The sequence below is a fragment of the Herbaspirillum sp. C7C2 genome, assembly GCF_022627865.1.
Taxonomy (GTDB): domain Bacteria; phylum Pseudomonadota; class Gammaproteobacteria; order Burkholderiales; family Burkholderiaceae_D; genus Herbaspirillum; species Herbaspirillum frisingense.
This window is the reverse complement of sequence record NZ_JABXGI010000002.1, coordinates 58,025-76,327: the sequence shown is the minus strand read 5'-3', so window position 1 is coordinate 76,327 and position 18,303 is coordinate 58,025. Positions and strand designations below refer to the sequence as shown.

General features: G+C 64.7%; 15 protein-coding genes. 7 read left to right on the top strand and 8 right to left on the bottom strand.

Annotated elements, in window-relative coordinates; translation table 11 throughout:
• Positions 1-69: 69 nt before the first annotated feature.
• The 6 genes from HWE04_RS03990 to HWE04_RS03965 all read right to left on the bottom strand — a co-directional run bounded on the left by HWE04_RS03990 (position 70) and on the right by HWE04_RS03965 (position 7,305).
• The gene (locus HWE04_RS03990; protein ID WP_166757930.1) at positions 70-225 is read right to left on the bottom strand and encodes a hypothetical protein; all 156 of its coding nucleotides are present in this window, start codon (positions 223-225) and stop codon (positions 70-72) included.
• 63 nt (positions 226-288) lie between these two features.
• A complete protein-coding gene (locus HWE04_RS03985; RefSeq protein ID WP_241811586.1) occupies positions 289-1,401 on the bottom strand; it encodes an alpha/beta hydrolase family esterase in 1,113 nt (370 codons plus the stop codon).
• 132 nt (positions 1,402-1,533) lie between these two features.
• Positions 1,534-2,241, bottom strand: coding sequence for a glutathione S-transferase N-terminal domain-containing protein (locus tag HWE04_RS03980; protein WP_241811585.1), 708 nt, complete (start codon positions 2,239-2,241; stop codon positions 1,534-1,536).
• Positions 2,242-2,250: 9 nt separating this feature from the next.
• Positions 2,251-5,352, bottom strand: a complete 3,102-nt coding sequence (locus tag HWE04_RS03975; protein WP_241811584.1) for a bifunctional diguanylate cyclase/phosphodiesterase — start codon at positions 5,350-5,352, stop codon at positions 2,251-2,253.
• On the bottom strand, positions 5,349-6,128 hold the full coding sequence (locus HWE04_RS03970; RefSeq protein ID WP_241811583.1) for a substrate-binding periplasmic protein: 780 nt from the start codon (positions 6,126-6,128) through the stop codon (positions 5,349-5,351). The genes HWE04_RS03975 and HWE04_RS03970 overlap by 4 nt, the downstream gene beginning before the upstream one ends.
• Positions 6,129-6,522: 394 nt before the next feature.
• Complete coding sequence (locus HWE04_RS03965) at positions 6,523-7,305, bottom strand: SDR family NAD(P)-dependent oxidoreductase (RefSeq protein WP_241811582.1); 783 nt, start codon at positions 7,303-7,305, stop codon at positions 6,523-6,525.
• 142 nt (positions 7,306-7,447) lie between these two features.
• Between HWE04_RS03965 and HWE04_RS03960 the strand changes: the two genes are divergently transcribed.
• Positions 7,448-8,371, top strand: a complete 924-nt coding sequence (locus HWE04_RS03960) for a LysR family transcriptional regulator (protein WP_077238102.1) — start codon at positions 7,448-7,450, stop codon at positions 8,369-8,371.
• A 52-nt stretch (positions 8,372-8,423) separates the two neighbouring features.
• Here the strand turns inward: HWE04_RS03960 and HWE04_RS03955 are convergent, their stop codons facing one another.
• Both HWE04_RS03955 and HWE04_RS03950 read right to left on the bottom strand, forming a co-directional pair.
• Positions 8,424-9,314: a PhzF family phenazine biosynthesis protein gene (locus tag HWE04_RS03955; protein WP_241811581.1), complete on the bottom strand. Its 891-nt coding sequence runs from the start codon at positions 9,312-9,314 to the stop codon at positions 8,424-8,426.
• Positions 9,315-9,383: 69 nt separating this feature from the next.
• Positions 9,384-10,304 carry a GGDEF domain-containing protein gene (locus HWE04_RS03950; RefSeq protein WP_182992076.1) on the bottom strand — a complete coding sequence of 307 codons (921 nt, stop codon included), beginning with the start codon at positions 10,302-10,304 and terminating at the stop codon, positions 9,384-9,386.
• Positions 10,305-10,917: 613 nt separating this feature from the next.
• Between HWE04_RS03950 and HWE04_RS03945 the strand changes: the two genes are divergently transcribed.
• From HWE04_RS03945 to HWE04_RS03920, 6 genes are all read left to right on the top strand, one after another.
• Positions 10,918-14,460, top strand: coding sequence for an indolepyruvate ferredoxin oxidoreductase family protein (locus HWE04_RS03945; RefSeq protein ID WP_241811580.1), 3,543 nt, complete (start codon positions 10,918-10,920; stop codon positions 14,458-14,460).
• A 130-nt stretch (positions 14,461-14,590) separates the two neighbouring features.
• Complete coding sequence (locus tag HWE04_RS03940) at positions 14,591-15,751, top strand: acyl-CoA dehydrogenase family protein (RefSeq protein ID WP_006463888.1); 1,161 nt, start codon at positions 14,591-14,593, stop codon at positions 15,749-15,751.
• A gap of 18 nt (positions 15,752-15,769) precedes the next feature.
• Positions 15,770-16,552 carry an enoyl-CoA hydratase gene (locus HWE04_RS03935; RefSeq protein ID WP_241811579.1) on the top strand — a complete coding sequence of 261 codons (783 nt, stop codon included), beginning with the start codon at positions 15,770-15,772 and terminating at the stop codon, positions 16,550-16,552.
• A 116-nt stretch (positions 16,553-16,668) separates the two neighbouring features.
• Entirely contained in the window at positions 16,669-17,262 is a 594-nt protein-coding gene (locus tag HWE04_RS03930) for a histidine phosphatase family protein (RefSeq protein WP_241811578.1), read from the top strand.
• 85 nt (positions 17,263-17,347) lie between these two features.
• Positions 17,348-17,761, top strand: coding sequence for a GNAT family N-acetyltransferase (locus HWE04_RS03925; protein ID WP_077238098.1), 414 nt, complete (start codon positions 17,348-17,350; stop codon positions 17,759-17,761).
• A gap of 53 nt (positions 17,762-17,814) precedes the next feature.
• The gene (locus HWE04_RS03920; protein WP_241811577.1) at positions 17,815-18,303 is read left to right on the top strand and encodes a GNAT family N-acetyltransferase; all 489 of its coding nucleotides are present in this window, start codon (positions 17,815-17,817) and stop codon (positions 18,301-18,303) included.

The following is an 18,303-nucleotide window of genomic DNA, read 5'->3' as shown; positions in this document are numbered from 1 at the left end:
TCAAGCCAAGAAAAATCGGCCGCGACGTGAAGGCGTCGCGGCCGATTTTTTATGGAACGGGCAACGGCCTCAGGTCTTGTCCATCAAGGCCGAGATGGCGAAGGAGACAATGCCGGCCGTGATGCAGATCACAGCCAGCCGGTAGTGGGGAATGAGCTTGCCGACGAAGGGCAGCAGGAAGTACAGGACGATGGCGATCAGGATGCTGGTCAGGAGTCTTTTCATTGTCATGGCGATGAGGGTTGAACGCTGCCGCTATGATAGTGCGATTTGCTCGTCGTGGTGACGTCAGCGCGCTGCGGGGCTGGCTGCCGGGGGTGTCGTCGGCGCTGCCTTGGGAACGGCGTTAGGGGGGGCGGGTGCGATGGGAGCAGTGGGCGCAGCATTGGCCGCCGGCTTGATCGGTGTCGCGCCCGGCGGCAGCTGGTCGTCCTCGTTGTCGTTCTTGGGGCCTCCGCCATGGGCATTGAAGAAGCTGATCACGGTGCGCGAGGTATCCAGGTTCTGCGAGGACTTGCCACCATTGATGATGGGCACCACGCCGCCCGGCCAGGCATGGCCGCCGCCCTTGACCTCATACAGCACCACGGCCTGCGGATCGGTCTTGCTGGCATAGGTGTATTGGCGGATAGTGGTGCCGTCGCCGGCGGTATCGGGGATGTCGTTGACGGTCGGGCGCGGATTGGCGCCGTCGGCCTTGATGAAGGCTTCGATGCTGCGTGCCACCGACAGGCGCGGCACCTGCGAGACTTCCTGCTTGCCCATGCCACCCAGGAAGGGGATGAAGGGGTCGTCGCTGCCGTGGATGTGCAGCAGCGGCATGGGGGCCTTGACGGTCTCGGGCGGCACGTCCAGTACCGCGCTGACCACGGCCACCGCCCTGAACAGTTCAGGGGCTTCGGCCGCCATGCGATAGGCCATCATGCCGCCATTGGACACGCCCACCAGGTAGACGCGCTGGCGGTCGACCAGGCCGTCGGCCACCAGCTTGCCGACCAGGGCACGCAGGAAGGCCACGTCATCGACCTTGTGCATCTGCGCATAGCCGCAGCAGCCGCCCGAATTCCAGGTGCGTGCATCGATGGCCAGACCGGTACCGTTGGGGTAGACGATCATATAACCGGCGGCCTCGGCAATCTCGGTCAGGCCGGTGGCACGCGCCATCAGCGAACCGCTGGAGCCGCTGGCATGCAGGGCGATGATCAGCGGTAGCGCTTCGCCGACAACGTTGCGTTCGGAAAAATAGGCGCGGGCCAGATTGCCCACGCGCAGGGTCTTGAGGGAGAGATCGACCGCCTGGCCGGGCAGGGCCGTCAGCAGCGACAGGCCGCACACGGCCGCCAGTACGGCACGGCGCAGTGCGCGTGAGGGACGGTGGTGTTTCGGGAAGCAAAGCGTCATGGATGCGTGGGCAGGCAGGGTTGACCAACAGGATTGGTCAACGATAGTGGGCATTCCCACGATGTTAATACCCATGACGTACCGGCGCAAAGCGATTTACACCCTGCGCCGGCAGCCAACCTGCCCGCCGACTCAGCCGCGGGGCGGGATATTCAGGCCGCGCACCACGGCCGGACGCGCCACGAAGGCTTCCAGCGCACGCGCCACGTTTGGGAAATCCTTGAAACCGACCAGCTCGGCCGCTTCGTAGAAACCGATCAGGTTGCGAATCCAGGGGAAGGTGGCGATGTCGGCGATGGAATATTCGTCGCCGGCCAGCCACTGATGCTGCGCCAGCTGCTTGTCCATGACGCCCAGCAGGCGCTTGGATTCGTTGACGTAGCGGTCGCGCGGCCGCTTGTCTTCATATTCCTTGCCGGCGAAGCGATGGAAGAAGCCCAACTGGCCGAACATCGGACCGACGCCGCCCATCTGGAACATCACCCACTGGATCACCTGGTAGCGTGCGGCGGCATCTTGCGGCAGGAACTTGCCGCTCTTCTCGGCCAGGTACAGCAGGATGGCGCCGGATTCGAACAGTGGCAGCGGCTTGCCGCCCGGGCCGTCGGGATCGATGATGGCCGGAATCTTGTTGTTCGGGTTCAGCGACAGGAAGGCCGGCGACATCTGGTCATTGGTCTCGAAGCTCACCAGGTGGGCTTCATAGGGCAGGCCGGTTTCTTCCAGCATGATCGACACCTTCACGCCATTGGGCGTGGGCAGCGAGTACAGCTGGATGCGTTCGGGATGTTGTGCCGGCCATTTCTGGTCGATGGGGAAAGCAGACAAGGGATGGCTCATGCGGGGCTCCTAGGCAGCGGAAATATGGAACTCGCGGTCCTGGGCGAATTTCTCGAAGGCCTCCACCGTCACCGGCCGGCAGAAGAAATACCCCTGATAGGCATGACAGCCGGCATCGGCCAGGAAGGAGCGCTGGGCGTCGGTTTCAACGCCTTCGGCGATGACGCCCAGCCCCAGGCTCTGGGCCAGGTTGACGATGGTCTTGGCAATCGAGGCGTCGTTGGGATCGATCAGGACATCGCGTACGAAAGACTGGTCGATTTTAAGCTGATTCAGCGGCAGCCGCTTGAGGTAGGACAGCGAGGAGTAGCCGGTGCCGAAATCGTCCAGCGAAAACTCCACGCCATAAGCCTTGAGGGCGAACATCTTCTGGATGATGTCCTCGACGTTGTCCACCAGCAGGCTTTCGGTGAGTTCCAGTTTCAGGCGACGCGGGTTGGCGCCGGTGCGTTCGATGGCGTCGAGCACGGTCTGCACGAAATCGGGTTCGCGCAATTGCGGCGCACTGACGTTGACGGCGATGGAGAGCTCGGCCATGGCCGGACGCTTGGCCCAGATCGCCAGTTGCTTGCAGGCGGTCTCCAGCACCCAGTTGCCCAGGGAGAGGATCAGTCCGGTCTCCTCGGCCAGGGGGATGAAGTCGCCCGGCGGCACCATGCCACGCTGTGGATGCTGCCAGCGCACCAGCACTTCGGCGCCGGTCACGCGTCCACCTTCGACCACCTGCGGCTGGTAGTGCAGCAGCAACTGGTCGCCCTCGATGGCCTTGCGCAGGCCGGCTTCCAGGGTGGCGCGCTCCAGCACGGCGGTCTGCATCGCCGGATCGAAGAAGCGCAACGCATTGCGGCCGGTCTCCTTGGCCTTGTACATGGCCAGGTCGGCCTGCTTCATCAGTTCGTCCACCGAGGCCGCGCGCCCCAGGAAGACGGTAGCGCCGATGCTGGCGGTGGCGCGGTATTCGACGTCGTCCAGCTGGAAGGTCGAGCCCAGCGCCGCCAGGATCTTCTCGCCGATGGCACGGGTCTGGGTGGCGGCTTCCTGCTGCAGCTCGTTGAGCCCTTCCAGCACCACCACGAACTCATCGCCGCCGACCCGGGCCACGGTATCGTTTTCGCGCACGTTGGCCACTAGCCGCTGGGCTACCTGCTTGAGCAAGGTGTCGCCCTTTTCATGGCCGACGGTGTCGTTCAAGGTCTTGAAATGGTCAAGGTCGATGAACAGCAGCGCGCCGCAGGTGCGGGTGCGCAGCGACAGGGCGATGGCCTGCTTCAGGCGATCCAGCAGCAGGGTTCGGTTGGGCAGGCGGGTCAGGGCGTCGAAGAAGGCCAGTTCGCGGATGCGCTCCTCGGCCAGCTTGCGGTCGCTGATGTCGTGATGGGTGCTGACGTAATGGGTGACCTGGTTGTCCCGGTTCTTGACCGCCGAGATGGTCAGCCATTCGGGATAGACCTCGCCGTTCTTGCGGCGGTCCCAGATTTCGCCCTGCCATTTGCCGAAGCGCCGGATGCTCTCGCGCATTTCCTGGAAGAAGGCCGGGCCGTGGCGGTCCGAGCGCAGCAGGTTGGGGTGCTTGCCGACGATTTCCTCGGCGGTATAGCCGGTGATTTCGGTGAAGGCCTTGTTCACGCGCAGGATCTTGCTGTTGGCATCGGTGATGAGCATGCCTTCGCGTGAATCGAAGGCCACTGCCGAGATGCGCAGTTCGGCTTCGATCTGCTTGCGATCGGTGATGTCGCGGCTGCTGGTACGAAAGCCCGTGAAGTTGCCCTGCGAATCGGTGATCGGTGCCGATGACAGGGCCAGCCAGAACACCGTGCCATCCTTGCGCACGCAACGGAACTCGACATCCTCGCGCTTCTGGCCGTCCATGCAGCGTGCCAGTTCGGCGCGGATGCGGCGTTCGTCATCGGGGTGCACGATGCAGCCGATGAAGTCCGGCATGGCCAGGCATTCCTCGACGCTGTAGCCGGTGTAGTCGCGCACGGCATGGTTGATCCAGCGCGGGCGGCCGTCCAGGCCCCACCAGACTTCCCAGTTGACGGTGCAGTCGGCAATGGCACGGAACTGTTCTTCGCTGGCGCGTAGCTCCACCGTCATCTTCTGCGCCAGTCGCACCGCGCGCACCCGGCTGGACATCATCAGCCAGGCCAGCAGCGCCAGGGTGATGCTCATGCCGATGCCGGTGGCGGCGATCAGGGGTTCGGCGTTGCGGCCAAACTGGGCGGTGAAGGCGTCGGTGGTGTGCATCGACAGCGTCCAGTTGTGATTGGCCACGACCAGGTATTCGTCGGCCTTCAGGCGGGCCGGCAGCTGTTGGTCGGTGACCGCGGAGCGGTACATCAGCGCTGCGGGCTCCTGGGTCACGCCGTCGTACAGCGAAAAGACGATGGTGCGGGTGTTTTCGCCATAGAGGCTGGCGATCACGTCGCTCATGCGGAAGACCGCATGCACCCAGCCGATCAAACTGGCGCGACGCTGTTCGATGGTGCCTTGCGGCTTGCCGCGCTCATACAGCGGCAGGTACATCATGAAGGCCGGTATTGCCGGTCCTTCCTGGGCCAGCTCCAGCTTGCCGGAGATGGTCGCCATGCCGGAGTCGCGTGCCTTTTCCATGGCCGTGCGCCGCACCGGATCAGACCACTGGTCGTTGCCGAAGGGGAAGCGATTGCGGCCCACGTAGGGCTCGCGCAGTACCGTGGGGGCATAGCCGTCACGGGTACCGGGCGGGCGTATCTTGTAGTCGGTCACGCCCTGGCGCGCCATGCGCGCCAGATGCGCATCCAGCCCGGCGGCGGGGACCCACTCTTCGATCGAGATGACCTGGATGCCGGAGAAATTGGCGTCCAGGTTCAGGGCCTCCACGTAATCGCGGAACTGGTTGCGGTCGATGTTGCCGGTAGCACCCACCAGGCCCTGCACGCCGTGCAGCATCTGTTGGTAGGCGGCCATGCGCTGCTCGATGCGGCTGACCGTCTCGCGCAGCACGGAGGAGAACTGGGTATGCAGTTCCTTGCTGGCGGCTTCGCGCTCGTGGTCCCAGGCGGTCCAGGTCACACCCAGTCCCGTCACCAGGATCAACAGCGGGAGCGGGAGCAGGCGCAGCCAGTTCACGGCTTGCTCTGGAACTGGACCATGGCAGCTGCCAGTTCCGGGTTGAAGTATTTCGTGAAGATGCGCAGCACCGTGCCATCGGCCAGCATGCCATCGACCAGGGCACGCCATTTATCCTGTTCGGAGGGCGTGAGCGCCTTCTTCGACATGATCAGGCCATGCGGGACCGAGGGATCCTCGAAGCTGATGATGGCGGTGGCATCGCGGATGCGTTTTTCTTCCACCACCGGATAATCGAAGGGCTCCATGATCATGCCCTGGATGCGGTTCTGCAGCAGCGCCTCGTAGAGTGGCTCCAGGCCGCCGGCAAGCGAGACCCGATTGGCTCCACTGAGCCGGTCGACCATGCGGTTGGCATTGGTGCTGTAGCGAAAGCCGCGGATCACGCCCAGCTGGAAGTTTTCGCTGCGGGCCACGTCGGCCAGTTGCGTGATGCCGGCATCCTTGCGCACCAGCAGGTAATACTTGTTGCTGAAGTACCAGGCGAAGCTGGCGTACTGGTCGCGTTCGCGGTTGGTGATGCCGGAGAGGCTGAAGTCCAGCGCCCCCGACTCGATCAGCTGCCAGATGCGCGCGCGCGACATCAGGCTGACATTGACCTTGCAGCCACTGCGACGGATCAGTTCGTCGGCGAAATCCTTGTCGATGCCGGTATCGGTGGCGGCCGAGTAGAGCAGGCCGTGATCATGCAGGGCCAGGGTGTAGGGACGCGAACAATCCGGTCCGGTGGGGCTGGCGGCCAGGCTGGCGGTACCGGGGGTGAGCAGTGCCGTCATGAACGCTGCCGCGCCTGCCCAGGCCACTGCGCGTTTGCCAAAGATGTGACTGAAAATACCGCCCCCTGTTTGTACTCCACCACACGGACGCCTCAGCCAGGACCTGGCGGATTATCGCCTTGGCCTGCAGGTCGTCCTTCCCTGAATCGTCGCTGTGGCGACGCTACCCATCTGTTCTTGTGTTCCACGCCGGAACGGACCGTGGCGTGAGCACCTGTGCCTGCAGACAAAACGCCGTGGCGCTGCAGGTCTGGCGGCTCACCAGATGTCGGGGGATGTTACCCGAGCACATTCCAATGCGCAACACAATGCGCGAGCCTTTGCAATTGGCTCTTGGGAAGGGGGGCTGGCCCGGGGAAAACGGCGCGACGCCGGGCCGGCGTCGCTACCAGCATCAGATGTACATGCCGCCGGAAACTTCCACGCGCTGGGCATTGATCCAGCCATTGTCCGGGCGCAGCAGCGAGGCAATGGCCGCGCCGATGTCGTCCGGCAGACCGACGCGTCCCAGCGCGGTCTGGCCGGCCACGAAGGCGTTGAGCTCGGCGTTGTCACGCACCCGGCCACCGCCGAAGTCGGTTTCGATGGCACCCGGCGCGACGGTGTTGACGGCGATGCCGCGCGCACCGAATTCCTTGGCCATGTAGCGCGTCATCACTTCCACGCCGCCCTTCATGGCGGCATAGGCGGCATAGCCGGGCAGGGAGAAGCGTGCCAGGCCACTGGAGATGTTGATGATGCGGCCACCCTGGGCCAGCAGCGGCAGCAGTGCCTGGGTCAGGAAGAACACGCCCTTGAGATGCACCTTGAAGAGTTCGTCGAAGACCGCCTCGGTGGTCTCTTCGATGCTGGCATGCATGCCCATGCCGCCGTTGTTGACCAGGTAGCTGAAGTGCTGGACCTGCCAGTGCTGCTGGAGTGCGCTCTTCACCGATGCGGCAAAGGCCTGGAAGCTGGTGCTGTCGGCCAGGTCCAGCTGCAGCGCCACGGCCTTGCCGCCGAGTGCTTCGATCTCGGCCACCGTGGCCTGGGCGGCGTCACGGTTGCCGACGTAGGTGAGGATGATGCCTACGCCTTCGCGGGCCAGGTGCAGGGCGGCATTCTTGCCCAGGCCACGGCTACCGCCGGTGATGACGGCGATGCGCGCCGGGGTGCTGGAAGTGGTGATGTTGCTCATGTCGGGCTCCTTGGTGGGAAAAGTCGGGATGGTCGGGGTGATGTGCTGTATCACGGAGCCCAGTATATTGAGAAGGTTTTTACTAATAAATTTCTGATTTACTATTAGACTTTTCAATATTTGATAATAATCCGGGCGCGACATGAACCAGATGGACACCCTCAAGATATTCCAGCGCGTGGCCGAGCTGGCCAGCTTCAGCGGTGCGGCGCGCCAGCTGGGCCTGCCCAATGCCAGCGTGTCGCTGGCCATCCAGCAACTGGAGCAGATGCTGGGCACGCGGCTGCTCCAGCGCACTACGCGGCGCGTGCAGCTCACGCCCGACGGCGAATCCTTCTACCGGCGCAGCAAGGAGTTGCTGGATGAATTCGAATCGCTGCGGGGGATGTTCCGTGCCGGCGGCCAGCCGCTGACCGGCAAGCTGCGGGTGGACATGTCCAGCGCCATGGCACGCGAGGTGGTGTTGCCGGCGCTGCCGTCCTTCCTGGCACAGCATCCGCAACTGGAGATCGAGCTGTCGGCCAGTGACCGCCGGGTTGATCTGGTGGCCGAGGGTTTCGATTGCGTGCTGCGCACTGGGACCCTGGACGATTCCTCGCTGGTGGCACGCTGCATCGGTCATCTGGTGCAGATCAATTGCGCCAGCGCCGCCTATCTCAAGCGTCACGGTGTACCGCGCACGCTGGAAGACCTGGCGCAGCACCAGCTGGTGCATTACCGCCAGGTGCTGGGCGGGCGTTCACCCGGCTGGGAATGGTTCGACGGCCGCCAGACGCATACCCTGCCCATGGCCGGCAGCGTCACCGTCAACAGCACCGAGACCTACTACGCGGCCTGTCAGGCCGGGCTGGGCCTGATCCAGTTGCCGCTGGTGGGCGCGGCCAAGCGCAAGATGCTCGATGGCGGCAAGCTGGTCGAGGTCTTGCCGCAATACCGGCCCGCGCCGATGCCGGTGAACCTGATGTATGCCAGCCGCCGCCACGTGCCGGCGCGGCTGGCGGAGTTCATGGACTGGCTGCATGCGCTGATCTTCCCGCTCACGCAGGAGGGTGGCCTGACCCGCTGACCCGCTGACGCGCTGACCCGAGCTGCTGAGCGCAGCGGGCTTGCCGGTGCGATCAGGCCAGCATGGTCTGGCCGACCGGATCGATGGTGACCGTGCCCCGCCCGATCTCGATGACCCGGCCACCGACCTGGATCGCGCCATCGGCGGCAACGTTCAGGTACAGCCGCGAAGGACGATCCACTGCCGCGCCCTGGTCGATGGCGAAGTGCGCCGGCAGCACATGGCCGGTGGCGCTGAGCCAGCCGCCCAGGTTGGCGCAGGCCGAACCGGTGCCCGGATCTTCGGCCACGCCGCCCCCTTGCTTGGTAAAGAAATAGCGCGCCAGCACCTGGCCAGGCTGTGTCGCGTCGAAGGCAAAGACGTAGGCGGTCTTGCGTCCCAGGCTGCTGACCGGCCAGCGTTGCAGTTGCGCGCTGTCGGGCTGGGCGCGGCGCACCGCCTCGGGCGAGACCAGCGGGATCAGGAACTGGTCGGCCCCGGTATCGACCCAGATCGGATCGCCGGCCAGGTCGCTTTCGTCCAGTGCCAGCAGGGCGGCCACCTCGGCGCGCGACAGGGGGGAGGGTGCCGTCTTCGGCCCGCCCGGGCAGGGCGCGGTAAAGGTCCAGACATCGCCTTGCGCGCGCACCGGCACCACGCCGGCCTTGAATTCCAGTGTCAGGGCGTCGCCCTTGCCGAGCAGCGCGCGCACCACCTGGGCCGTTCCCAGTGTGGGATGGCCGGCGAAGGGCATCTCGTAGCCGGTGGTGAAGATGCGCACGCGGGCATCGGCCACCGTCGAGGGCAGGATGAAAGTGGTTTCGGAAAGGTTGAATTGCAGTGCCAGCGCCAGCATGGTGGCGTCATCCAGGCCGCGTGCATCTTCGAACACGCACAGGGGATTGCCGCCGAAGGTCGATTCGGCGAAGACATTAAGCAGTCGGTAGGCGTAGGTGGTGGGCATGGAGGTCTCGCGGCAGGGTGGTCAGGCCGCCGATTGTAGCGACGGCCCCAGCCACGAGACAGGTACAGTTCACTCGTCGACGGCGATACAGTTACGGCCCAACTGTTTGGCGCGGTACAGGCGACGGTCGGCCAGTTCCAGGAACTCGATGCGCTGGTCCATGGGCGAGGGCACGATGGTAGCGACTCCCTGGGAGATGGTGACAGTCTCGGCGACCTGCGAGCTGGCATGCGGGATGGCCGCATCGATGATCAGGTTGCGGCAGCGCTGGGCCACCTGCAGGGCGGCCTTTTCGTCGCATTCGGGCAGGATCAGCACGAATTCCTCGCCACCATAGCGGGCGAAGAAATCGCGACTGCGGGTGGCGGTTTCGCTGAGGATGTGCGCCACCTGCTTCAGGCATTCGTCACCGCGGATGTGGCCGTAGCGGTCGTTGTACTGCTTGAAGTAATCGATGTCGAGCATGATCAGCGACAGCGGCGCGCGTGAGCTCACCGCATTGGCCCATTCCACTTCCAGCGCCGAATCGAACATGCGGCGGTTGGCCACATTGGTCAGGCCGTCGCGATAGGACAGCGCCTCCAGTTCCTTCTGCAATTCGATCAGGCGGGCCTCGGTCTTCTTGCGCTCGGTGATGTCGAACATGAAGCCGATCAGCGCATTGGGGCTGCCGTCTTCATTGCGCACCACGTGCACCACGTCGCGGATCCAGATGTGTTCGCCATCGCGGGTCAGGGCACGGTAATCGGCTTCGTGATCGGCGCCGGCCTTGGATTGCGAGATGCAGAAGTTGACCACCGCCTCGCGGTCTTCGGCATGGATGCGCATGGCCCAGTCGTCGGCGCTCTTCCAGCTCTCCGGCGCCCAGCCCAGCAGCTGTTCGATCTGCGGGCCGATGTAGGTGAACTGCATGCTGCTCCAGTCGATCTTCCACGGAATCGCCTTGGTCGATTCCAGCAAGGTCTTGTAGACCGTGCTATCGGGTTCCATTTGTTCTTGTGTGGGATGGGTCATGGCGAGTCGTGGCTGTCCAGTGCAATCTTGTGGTCGGGAAATTTTCGCGGGCGCTGATCGCAGCGCACTTGCCGTGCGGCAAGCAGGAAGCGTTCCAGTGCGCGCCGGTGGGCGCTTTCGCGCGCAAGGATAACGCGTCTTGCCGCATCTTTCCATTCGGCAGCAAAAAAATGCCTGCACCCCGGTCTGTGTCTGGCCGGTCTGCGCAGGCACGAAGGCAGGCACCCTGCGACCCCATCCCAGGGGTATCGTTTTTCCTTATACCCCTATCCTCATTCGGTATTTCCGCTTCCTGCGGGCCTGCGGATAGACTTCAGTCACAGCAGTTTTCGAGACGGAGATTGTTGTGTTGACCGCTACCACGGTCGAAGTGTCTGGCAGTGATGCACCGTACCCGGCGCAGTAATGGCAGACGCTATCTGAATCAAAATTTTGGAGACAAGCAATGCAGATCCGTTCGGCAGCTGAGCCTGCCGCAGCGACCGTGCCGACCGTAGAAGGCACTGGCGACTGCGCACAGGCTGCGACCCAAGTGAGCGCTCACTCGCCGGTCCCGCAAGGGAAAACCGGCAACCCCGCGACAGACGGCGTGCACACCGTTGTTGCCACCCCCACCGAGGATGTCCCGCTGGCCCCGGTCAGCCTGGATGACAAATACACCGCCACCTCCGGTGCGATCTACCTGTCCGGCATCCAGGCCCTGGTGCGCCTGCCGCTGCTGCAGCAGATCCGCGACCGCGCCGCCGGGCTCAATACCGCCGGTTTCATTTCCGGTTATCGCGGCTCGCCCCTGGGCGGGCTGGACGAAGCCCTGTGGCATGCCCAGCCGCACCTGGCCGCACACCGCGTCAAGTTCCAGCCGGGCGTGAACGAGGACATGGCCGCCACCGCCGTCTGGGGCACGCAACAGGTCAAGCTGATCGGCCCGTCCGACTATGACGGCGTCTACGCCATGTGGTACGGCAAGGGCCCCGGCGTGGACCGCTGCGGCGATGTGTTGAAGCACATGAACCACGCCGGTACCTCCGCCCATGGTGGCGTGCTGCTGGTGGCTGGCGATGACCACGGCGCCTATTCCTCGACGCTGCCGCACCAGTCCGACCACATCTTTTCGGCATCGATGATCCCGATGCTCTATCCCTGCAATGTGCAGGAATACCTGGACCTGGGCCTGCATGGCTGGGCCATGTCGCGCTATTCCGGTTGCGTGGTGGGCTTCAAGGCCCTGGCCGATACGGTCGAATCGAGCGCCTCGGTGGATGCCGATCCCTTCCGCGTGCAGATCAGGCTGCCGGGCGATTTCGTCATGCCCGAGGGCGGCCTCAATGCGCGGCTGTCGACTGATACGCTGGGCGTGCAGGCGCGCAAGCAGGAAGCGCTGATGCAGGACTACAAGATCTACGCCGCCCTGGCCTATGCCCGCGCCAACCGACTCAACCGCGTGATGATCGACAGCCCCCGTGCGCGGCTGGGCATCATCGCCTCCGGCAAGTCCTATCTGGACGTGCTGGAAGCGCTGTCCGAACTGGGCATCGACGAAACCTTCGCCGCCGAGATCGGCCTGCGCCTGTTCAAGGTCTCCATGCCCTGGCCGCTGGAGCCGGATGGTGTGCGCGAGTTCGCGCAAGGGCTGGATGAAATCCTGGTGGTGGAAGAAAAGCGCCAGATGGTCGAGTACCAGTTGAAGGAACAGCTCTACAACTGGCGCGACGATGTCCGTCCACGGGTGATCGGCAAGTTCGACGAGAAGGGCGAGTGGGTCGCGCCGCGCGGCGAATGGTTGCTGACCTCCAAGGCCGATTTTTCGGTGGCGCAGATCGCCCGCGTGATCGCGGCGCGCATTGCGCGCTTCCATACCAGCGATCTGATCAAGGCGCGCCTGGCCTTCCTTGATGCCAAGGATGCGGTGCTGTCCAAGGCGGTCAACACGCCACCGCGCCCGGCCTACTACTGCTCGGGCTGTCCGCACAACACCTCCACCCGGGTGCCGGAAGGCAGCTTCGCGCTGGCCGGCATCGGTTGCCACGTGATGGCCACGGCCATCTATCCCGAATTCAACAAGCTGACCACGCACATGGGCGGCGAGGGCGCGCCGTGGATCGGGCAGGCACCGTTCTCGAAGGTGCCGCACGTGTTCGCCAACCTGGGCGATGGCACCTACTTCCATTCCGGTTACCTGGCCATTCGCGCTGCAGTGGCGGCCCGGGTCAACATGACCTACAAGATCCTCTATAACGATGCCGTGGCCATGACCGGTGGCCAGCCGGTCGACGGTACGGTATCGGTGCCGATGATCGCGCAGCAGATGGCGGCCGAGGGCGTGCAGCGCATCGCGCTGGTGTCCGAGGACATCGGCCGCTATGCCGACCGTTCCAATCTGCCGGCCGCCGTGACCGTGCATGACCGCAAGGAGATGGATGCCGTGCAGCGCGAGCTGCGCGAGATCGCCGGCGTGAGCGTGATCATCTATGACCAGACCTGCGCGGCAGAGAAACGTCGGCGCCGCAAGAAGGGCGAATACCCCGATCCCAATGAACGGCTCTTTATCAATTCCGCCGTCTGCGAAGGCTGCGGTGATTGTGGCGTGCAATCCAATTGCACCTCGCTGCTGCCGCTGGAAACCGACCTGGGGCGCAAGCGCGCCATCGACCAGTCGTCCTGCAACAAGGATTACTCCTGCGTGAAGGGCTTCTGCCCCAGCTTCGTCACGGTCACCGGTGGCAAGCTCAGGAAGTCACGCACCGGCGTAACGAAGAAGGACGCGGCCGACGATTTCGGCGAGTTGCCGCAGCCGGTCCTGCCTTCCTGCGAGACGCCGTTCAACATCCTCATCAATGGCATTGGCGGTACCGGCGTGATCACCATCGGCGCCCTGATGGGCATGGCCGCGCACCTGGAAGGCAAGGGCGCCTCGGTGCTGGACATGACGGGCATGTCGCAAAAGAACGGCTCGGTCACCTCGCACGTGCGTATTGCCGCGCGGCGCGATGCCATCCGCGCCCAGCGTATCGCCACTGGCGAAGCCGATCTGGTGCTGGGGTGCGACATGCTGACGGCTGGCGCCTTCGACGCCATCTCCAAGATGCGTCCGGGCCGCACGCGTGCGGTGGTCAACCTGCACCAGCAACCGCCGGGGCAGTTTGCCCGCAACCCGGATTGGCAGTTCCCCTTCGAGGAGGTCAAGGCCCTGATCGTCGAGTCGGTCGGCCAGCAGGCCGATTTCATCGATGCCACGCGTCTGGCCACGGCGCTCATGGGCGACTCCATCGCCACCAACCTGTTCATGCTGGGCTATGCCTGGCAACGCGGCGAACTGCCGCTGAGCGAAGCCTCGCTGCTGCGCGCCATCGAACTCAATGGCGTGGCCGTGCAGGCCAACCAGACTGCCTTCCGCTGGGGGCGCCGGGCCGCAGTCGACCTGCTGAAGGTGGAACGCATTGCCGTGCCGGCCCAGCCGGTGGTGCTGCAGATGCCGCAGTCGCTGGACCAGTTGATCAAGCGTCGCGTGGCCCTGCTCACCGACTACCAGGACGCCCGCTACGCCGGCCAGTTTGCCGAGGTGGTGGAAGCCGTGCGCGCCGCCGAGGCGGCGCTGGGCAGCGAAAGACTGAGTATGGCGGTGGCCCGCAATCTGTCCCGGCTGATGGCCTACAAGGACGAGTACGAGGTGGCGCGGCTCTATACCGACGGCCAGTTCCAGAAGGAACTGGCGCAGCAGTTCGAGGGCGACTTCACGCTCAGTTTCAACCTGGCGCCGCCCATCCTGGCCCGCAAGGACGGGCAGGGGCATCTGCAGAAGGCGCGCTACGGCGGCTGGATGATGCAGGCCTTCAAGTTGCTGGCGCGTATGAAGGGCCTGCGCGGCGGCATGCTGGATGTGTTCGGCCGCACCGAGGAACGTCGCATGGAACGTGCCCTGATCGCCGAGTATCGTGCGCTGGTGCTGGGCCTGTTGCCGAAGCTGACGGCTGATAATCTGGCACTGGCCATCGAGCTGGCGCAGCTGCCGGAGCAGGTGCGTGGCTTCGGTCATGTCAAGCTCAAGGCAGTGGAAGCCATGCGGGTGCGGCAGGCCAGCCTGCTGGCCGCCTTTGCCAATGGTGGCAAGGCCGCGCTGGAGGCGGCGGCCTGAGCGTCACAGCCGGGGGGCGGCACTGTCGCGCCGGTGACAACTGCCCGGCACGATTTCCATTAAGCTAACTGCCACTGGCGGCATGCCCTGCGCCCGCACGGCCAGGAAAAACAACGAACAGGAGACAGGCATGGATTTTGAACTCAATCAGGACCAGTTGGCCTTCCAGCAAAGCGCACGCGACTTTGCGGCCGGCGAGATGGCGCCCTTTGCGGCCAAGTGGGACGAGGAAGCCCATTTCCCGCTGGACGTGATCGCCAAGGCCGGCGAACTGGGTTTCTGCGGACTCTATACGCCCGAGGCCGATGGCGGCCTGGGCCTGACCCGGCTGGATGCCACCGTGGTCTTCGAGGAACTGGCGCGGGCCTGTACCTCCACCGCCGCCTATCTCACCATCCACAACATGGTCAGCTGGATGGTGGCCACCTGGGGCCAGGCTTCACTGAAGGAGCAATGGTGCGAGCAACTGGCGGCCGGTCAGAAGATCGGCTCCTATTGCCTGACCGAGCCTGGTTCCGGGTCGGATGCGGCCTCGCTCAAGACCACCGCGCGCCGTGTCGACGACTTCTACCTCATCAATGGTTCCAAGGCCTTCATCTCGGGGGCTGGCAGTACCGACCTGCTGGTGGTGATGGCACGCACCGGCGGCCCCGGCGCACGCGGGGTGTCGGCCATCGTGGTGCCGGGTGATACCCCCGGCATCAGCTACGGCAAGAAGGAAAGCAAGATGGGCTGGAACAGCCAGCCCACCCGCACCATCAGCTTCGACAACGTCAAGGTCCCGGTGGACCACCTGCTGGGCGAGGAGGGCGAGGGCTTCGTGTTCGCCATGAAGGGGCTGGACGGTGGCCGCATCAACATCGCCACCTGCTCGGTGGGCGCGGCCCAGGGCGCACTGGATGCGGCCCATGCCTACATGAAGGAACGCAAGCAGTTCGGTCGCCCCATCGCCGATTTCCAGGCCCTGCAATTCAAGCTGGCCGACATGCAGACCGAACTGGTGGCGGCGCGCCAGATGGTGCGCCTGGCGGCCACCAAGCTGGACGCCGGTTCGCCCGAGGCCACCACCTATTGCGCCATGGCCAAGCGACTGGCGACCGACCTCGGTTTCCGCATCTGCAACGAGGCCCTGCAATTGCATGGCGGCTATGGCTATATCCGCGAATACCCGCTGGAGCGCTATTTCCGCGACGTCCGGGTACACCAGATCCTGGAAGGTACCAATGAAATCATGCGGGTCATCATTTCGCGCAAGCTGCTGGAACGCGACAACCTGGACGATATCCGCTGACCCGACACAAGGACGAGCATGCGCACCTACACCAACCTGAAACTGGACATCACCGGCCACACCGCGGTACTGACGCTGTCCAATCCGCCCGCCAACACTTGGACCCGCGAGGCCCTGGCCGACCTGACACAACTGGTCCGGGACCTCAATGCCGACCGCAACGTCTACACCCTGGTGGTCACCGGCGAGGGCGAGAAATTCTTTTCCGCCGGCGCCGACCTGAAGCTCTTCGCCGATGGTGACAAGGCCATGGCGCGCGAGATGGCGCGTCGCTTCGGCGAAGCCTTCGAGACCTTGTCCGCCTTCCGTGGCGTCTCGATTGCCGCCATCAACGGCTACGCCATGGGCGGCGGCCTGGAATGCGCACTGGCCTGCGATATCCGCATTGCCGAGGAACAGGCGCAGATGGCCTTGCCGGAGGCCGCAGTGGGCCTCTTGCCCTGTGCCGGTGGCACGCAGAACCTGCCCTGGCTGGTCGGTGAGGGCTGGGCCAAGCGCATGATCCTGTGCGGCGAGCGCGTCAATGCGGAGACCGCGCTGCGTATTGGCCTGGTGGAAGAAGTGGTACCCAAGGGCCAGGCCCGCGAGCGCGCACTGGCGCTGGCCCTGCAGGCGGAAAAGCAGAGCCCGTCCTCGGTGGCGGCCAGCAAGCAACTGATCCAGGGGGCGCGCCATAATCCGCTGGGCAGCATCCTGCAGACCGAGCGCGAACTCTTCGTCGATCTGTTCGATACCCAGGACCAGCGCGAGGGCGTCCAGGCCTTCCTCGAAAAGCGTAGCCCGCAATGGAAGAACGCCTGAGATTTTCTGCACCATGACCTGCTTTTGACGCCGCAAACGCGCTCCCCGCGCGGGCGCGGCGTCGGCATTCCGGACTAGACTGAAGGCCCACAGACTTGTGCGCCAGACCTTCGACCATGACCGGATTGCTGTTCCGAGGCCTCCTCGCTTCCTTCGCCTGCTTTCTTTTCCTGGCTGCCTTTGCTACGCCCGCAAGGGCTGACGACCTCGGCCAGCGCCTGGCCGCTGCTGACCAGGTGCTCATCATGCGGCACGCCCGTGCCCCCGGCATCGGCGACCCGGCGGGATTCTCGCTGGAGGACTGCAGTACGCAACGCAACCTCAACGAAGAAGGACGGGCGCAGGCACGCAAGATCGGAGCCTGGCTGCGCGAGCAGGGCGTGCGCAGCGCGGTGGTGGCGGCCAGTCCCTGGTGCCGTACCCGGGAGACGGCCAGCCTGCTGGGCTTCGGGACACCGCTGGTAGAAGATAGCCTGGCCTCGTTCTTCAATGATCAGGCTGGCCGCGCCGACAGCGCCAATGAACGTCTGCAGGCCTACCTGCGCAGCACTCTGCCGGCCAAGCAGGGGCGGGCGCTGATCCTGGTCACGCATGACGTGAACATCGCCCGCTGGACCGGTGCCAGCGTGGCCTCCGGCGAGATGGTGCTGGTCAGGGTGGATGCCACCGGCAAGCCGGTGGCGCAGCAGGTCTATCAGCGCCCGGACTGAAGCAGCGCCGGGCAGGCCAGGGTGCCGCGTGCCTTCCGGCATTTTGTGTTAACGTGGGCGGCTTCGACTGTCAGCGAGCCCGCGCATGCCCATCGTCTACCGTACCGACGTCCGCCTCACGGCGGATCAGTTCATCGATATCCTCTCCCGTACTTCGCTGGGACCCCGCCGCCCGCTCGACGACCGTGACTGCATGCAGGCCATGGTCGAGCATGCCAACCTGATCGCCACCGCGTGGGATGGCGATCTGATCGTCGGCGTGGCGCGGGGCGTGACCGATTTCGCCTATGCCTGCTACCTGTCGGAGCTGGCCGTGGACGAGCAGTACCAGCGCCAGGGCATCGGCAAGGAATTGATCCGTCATGCCCGCAGCCTGCTGGGGCCGCGTTGCCGCCTGCGCCTGCTGGCCGCGCCCGATGCCGCCGACTACTATGGCCATATCGGATTCGCCCACAGCCCGCGCTGCTGGGAGCTCACGCCGGGTCACGAACTCACGTAATCCGCTCTACACCGCAAGCCTATCCCCCTCATCCATTCTTTCGTCTGCACCCCATGATCCAGATTCAAGCTTTCTCGCCCGACCACGCCAGTGGCGTGGTGGACGTCATCCTGCCGATCCAGCAAGAGGAGTTCGGCATCCCCATCACCCTGGAAGGCCAGCCCGACCTGAAGGACATCCCCGGCTTCTACCAGAAGGGCAAGGGCAATTTCTGGGTGGCGCTGGAGGCAGGCAAGGTGGTCGGTACCATCTCCCTGCTGGACATCGGCAATGATCAGGTGGCGCTGCGCAAGATGTTCGTGGCCGCCACCCATCGCGGCAAGGAGCATGGCACGGCCGCCCGCTTGTTGCAGGGCGCGGTGGACTGGGCCAGGCAGCAGGGGGTGCGCCAGATCTTCCTGGGTACCACCGCCAAGTTCCTGGCGGCGCATCGCTTCTATGAAAAGAACGGCTTCCGCCAGATCGAGCAGGCCGACCTGCCGCCGGCCTTCCCGGTGATGGTGGTCGATACCCGCTTCTACGCGCTGGATTGCGCGGCCTGA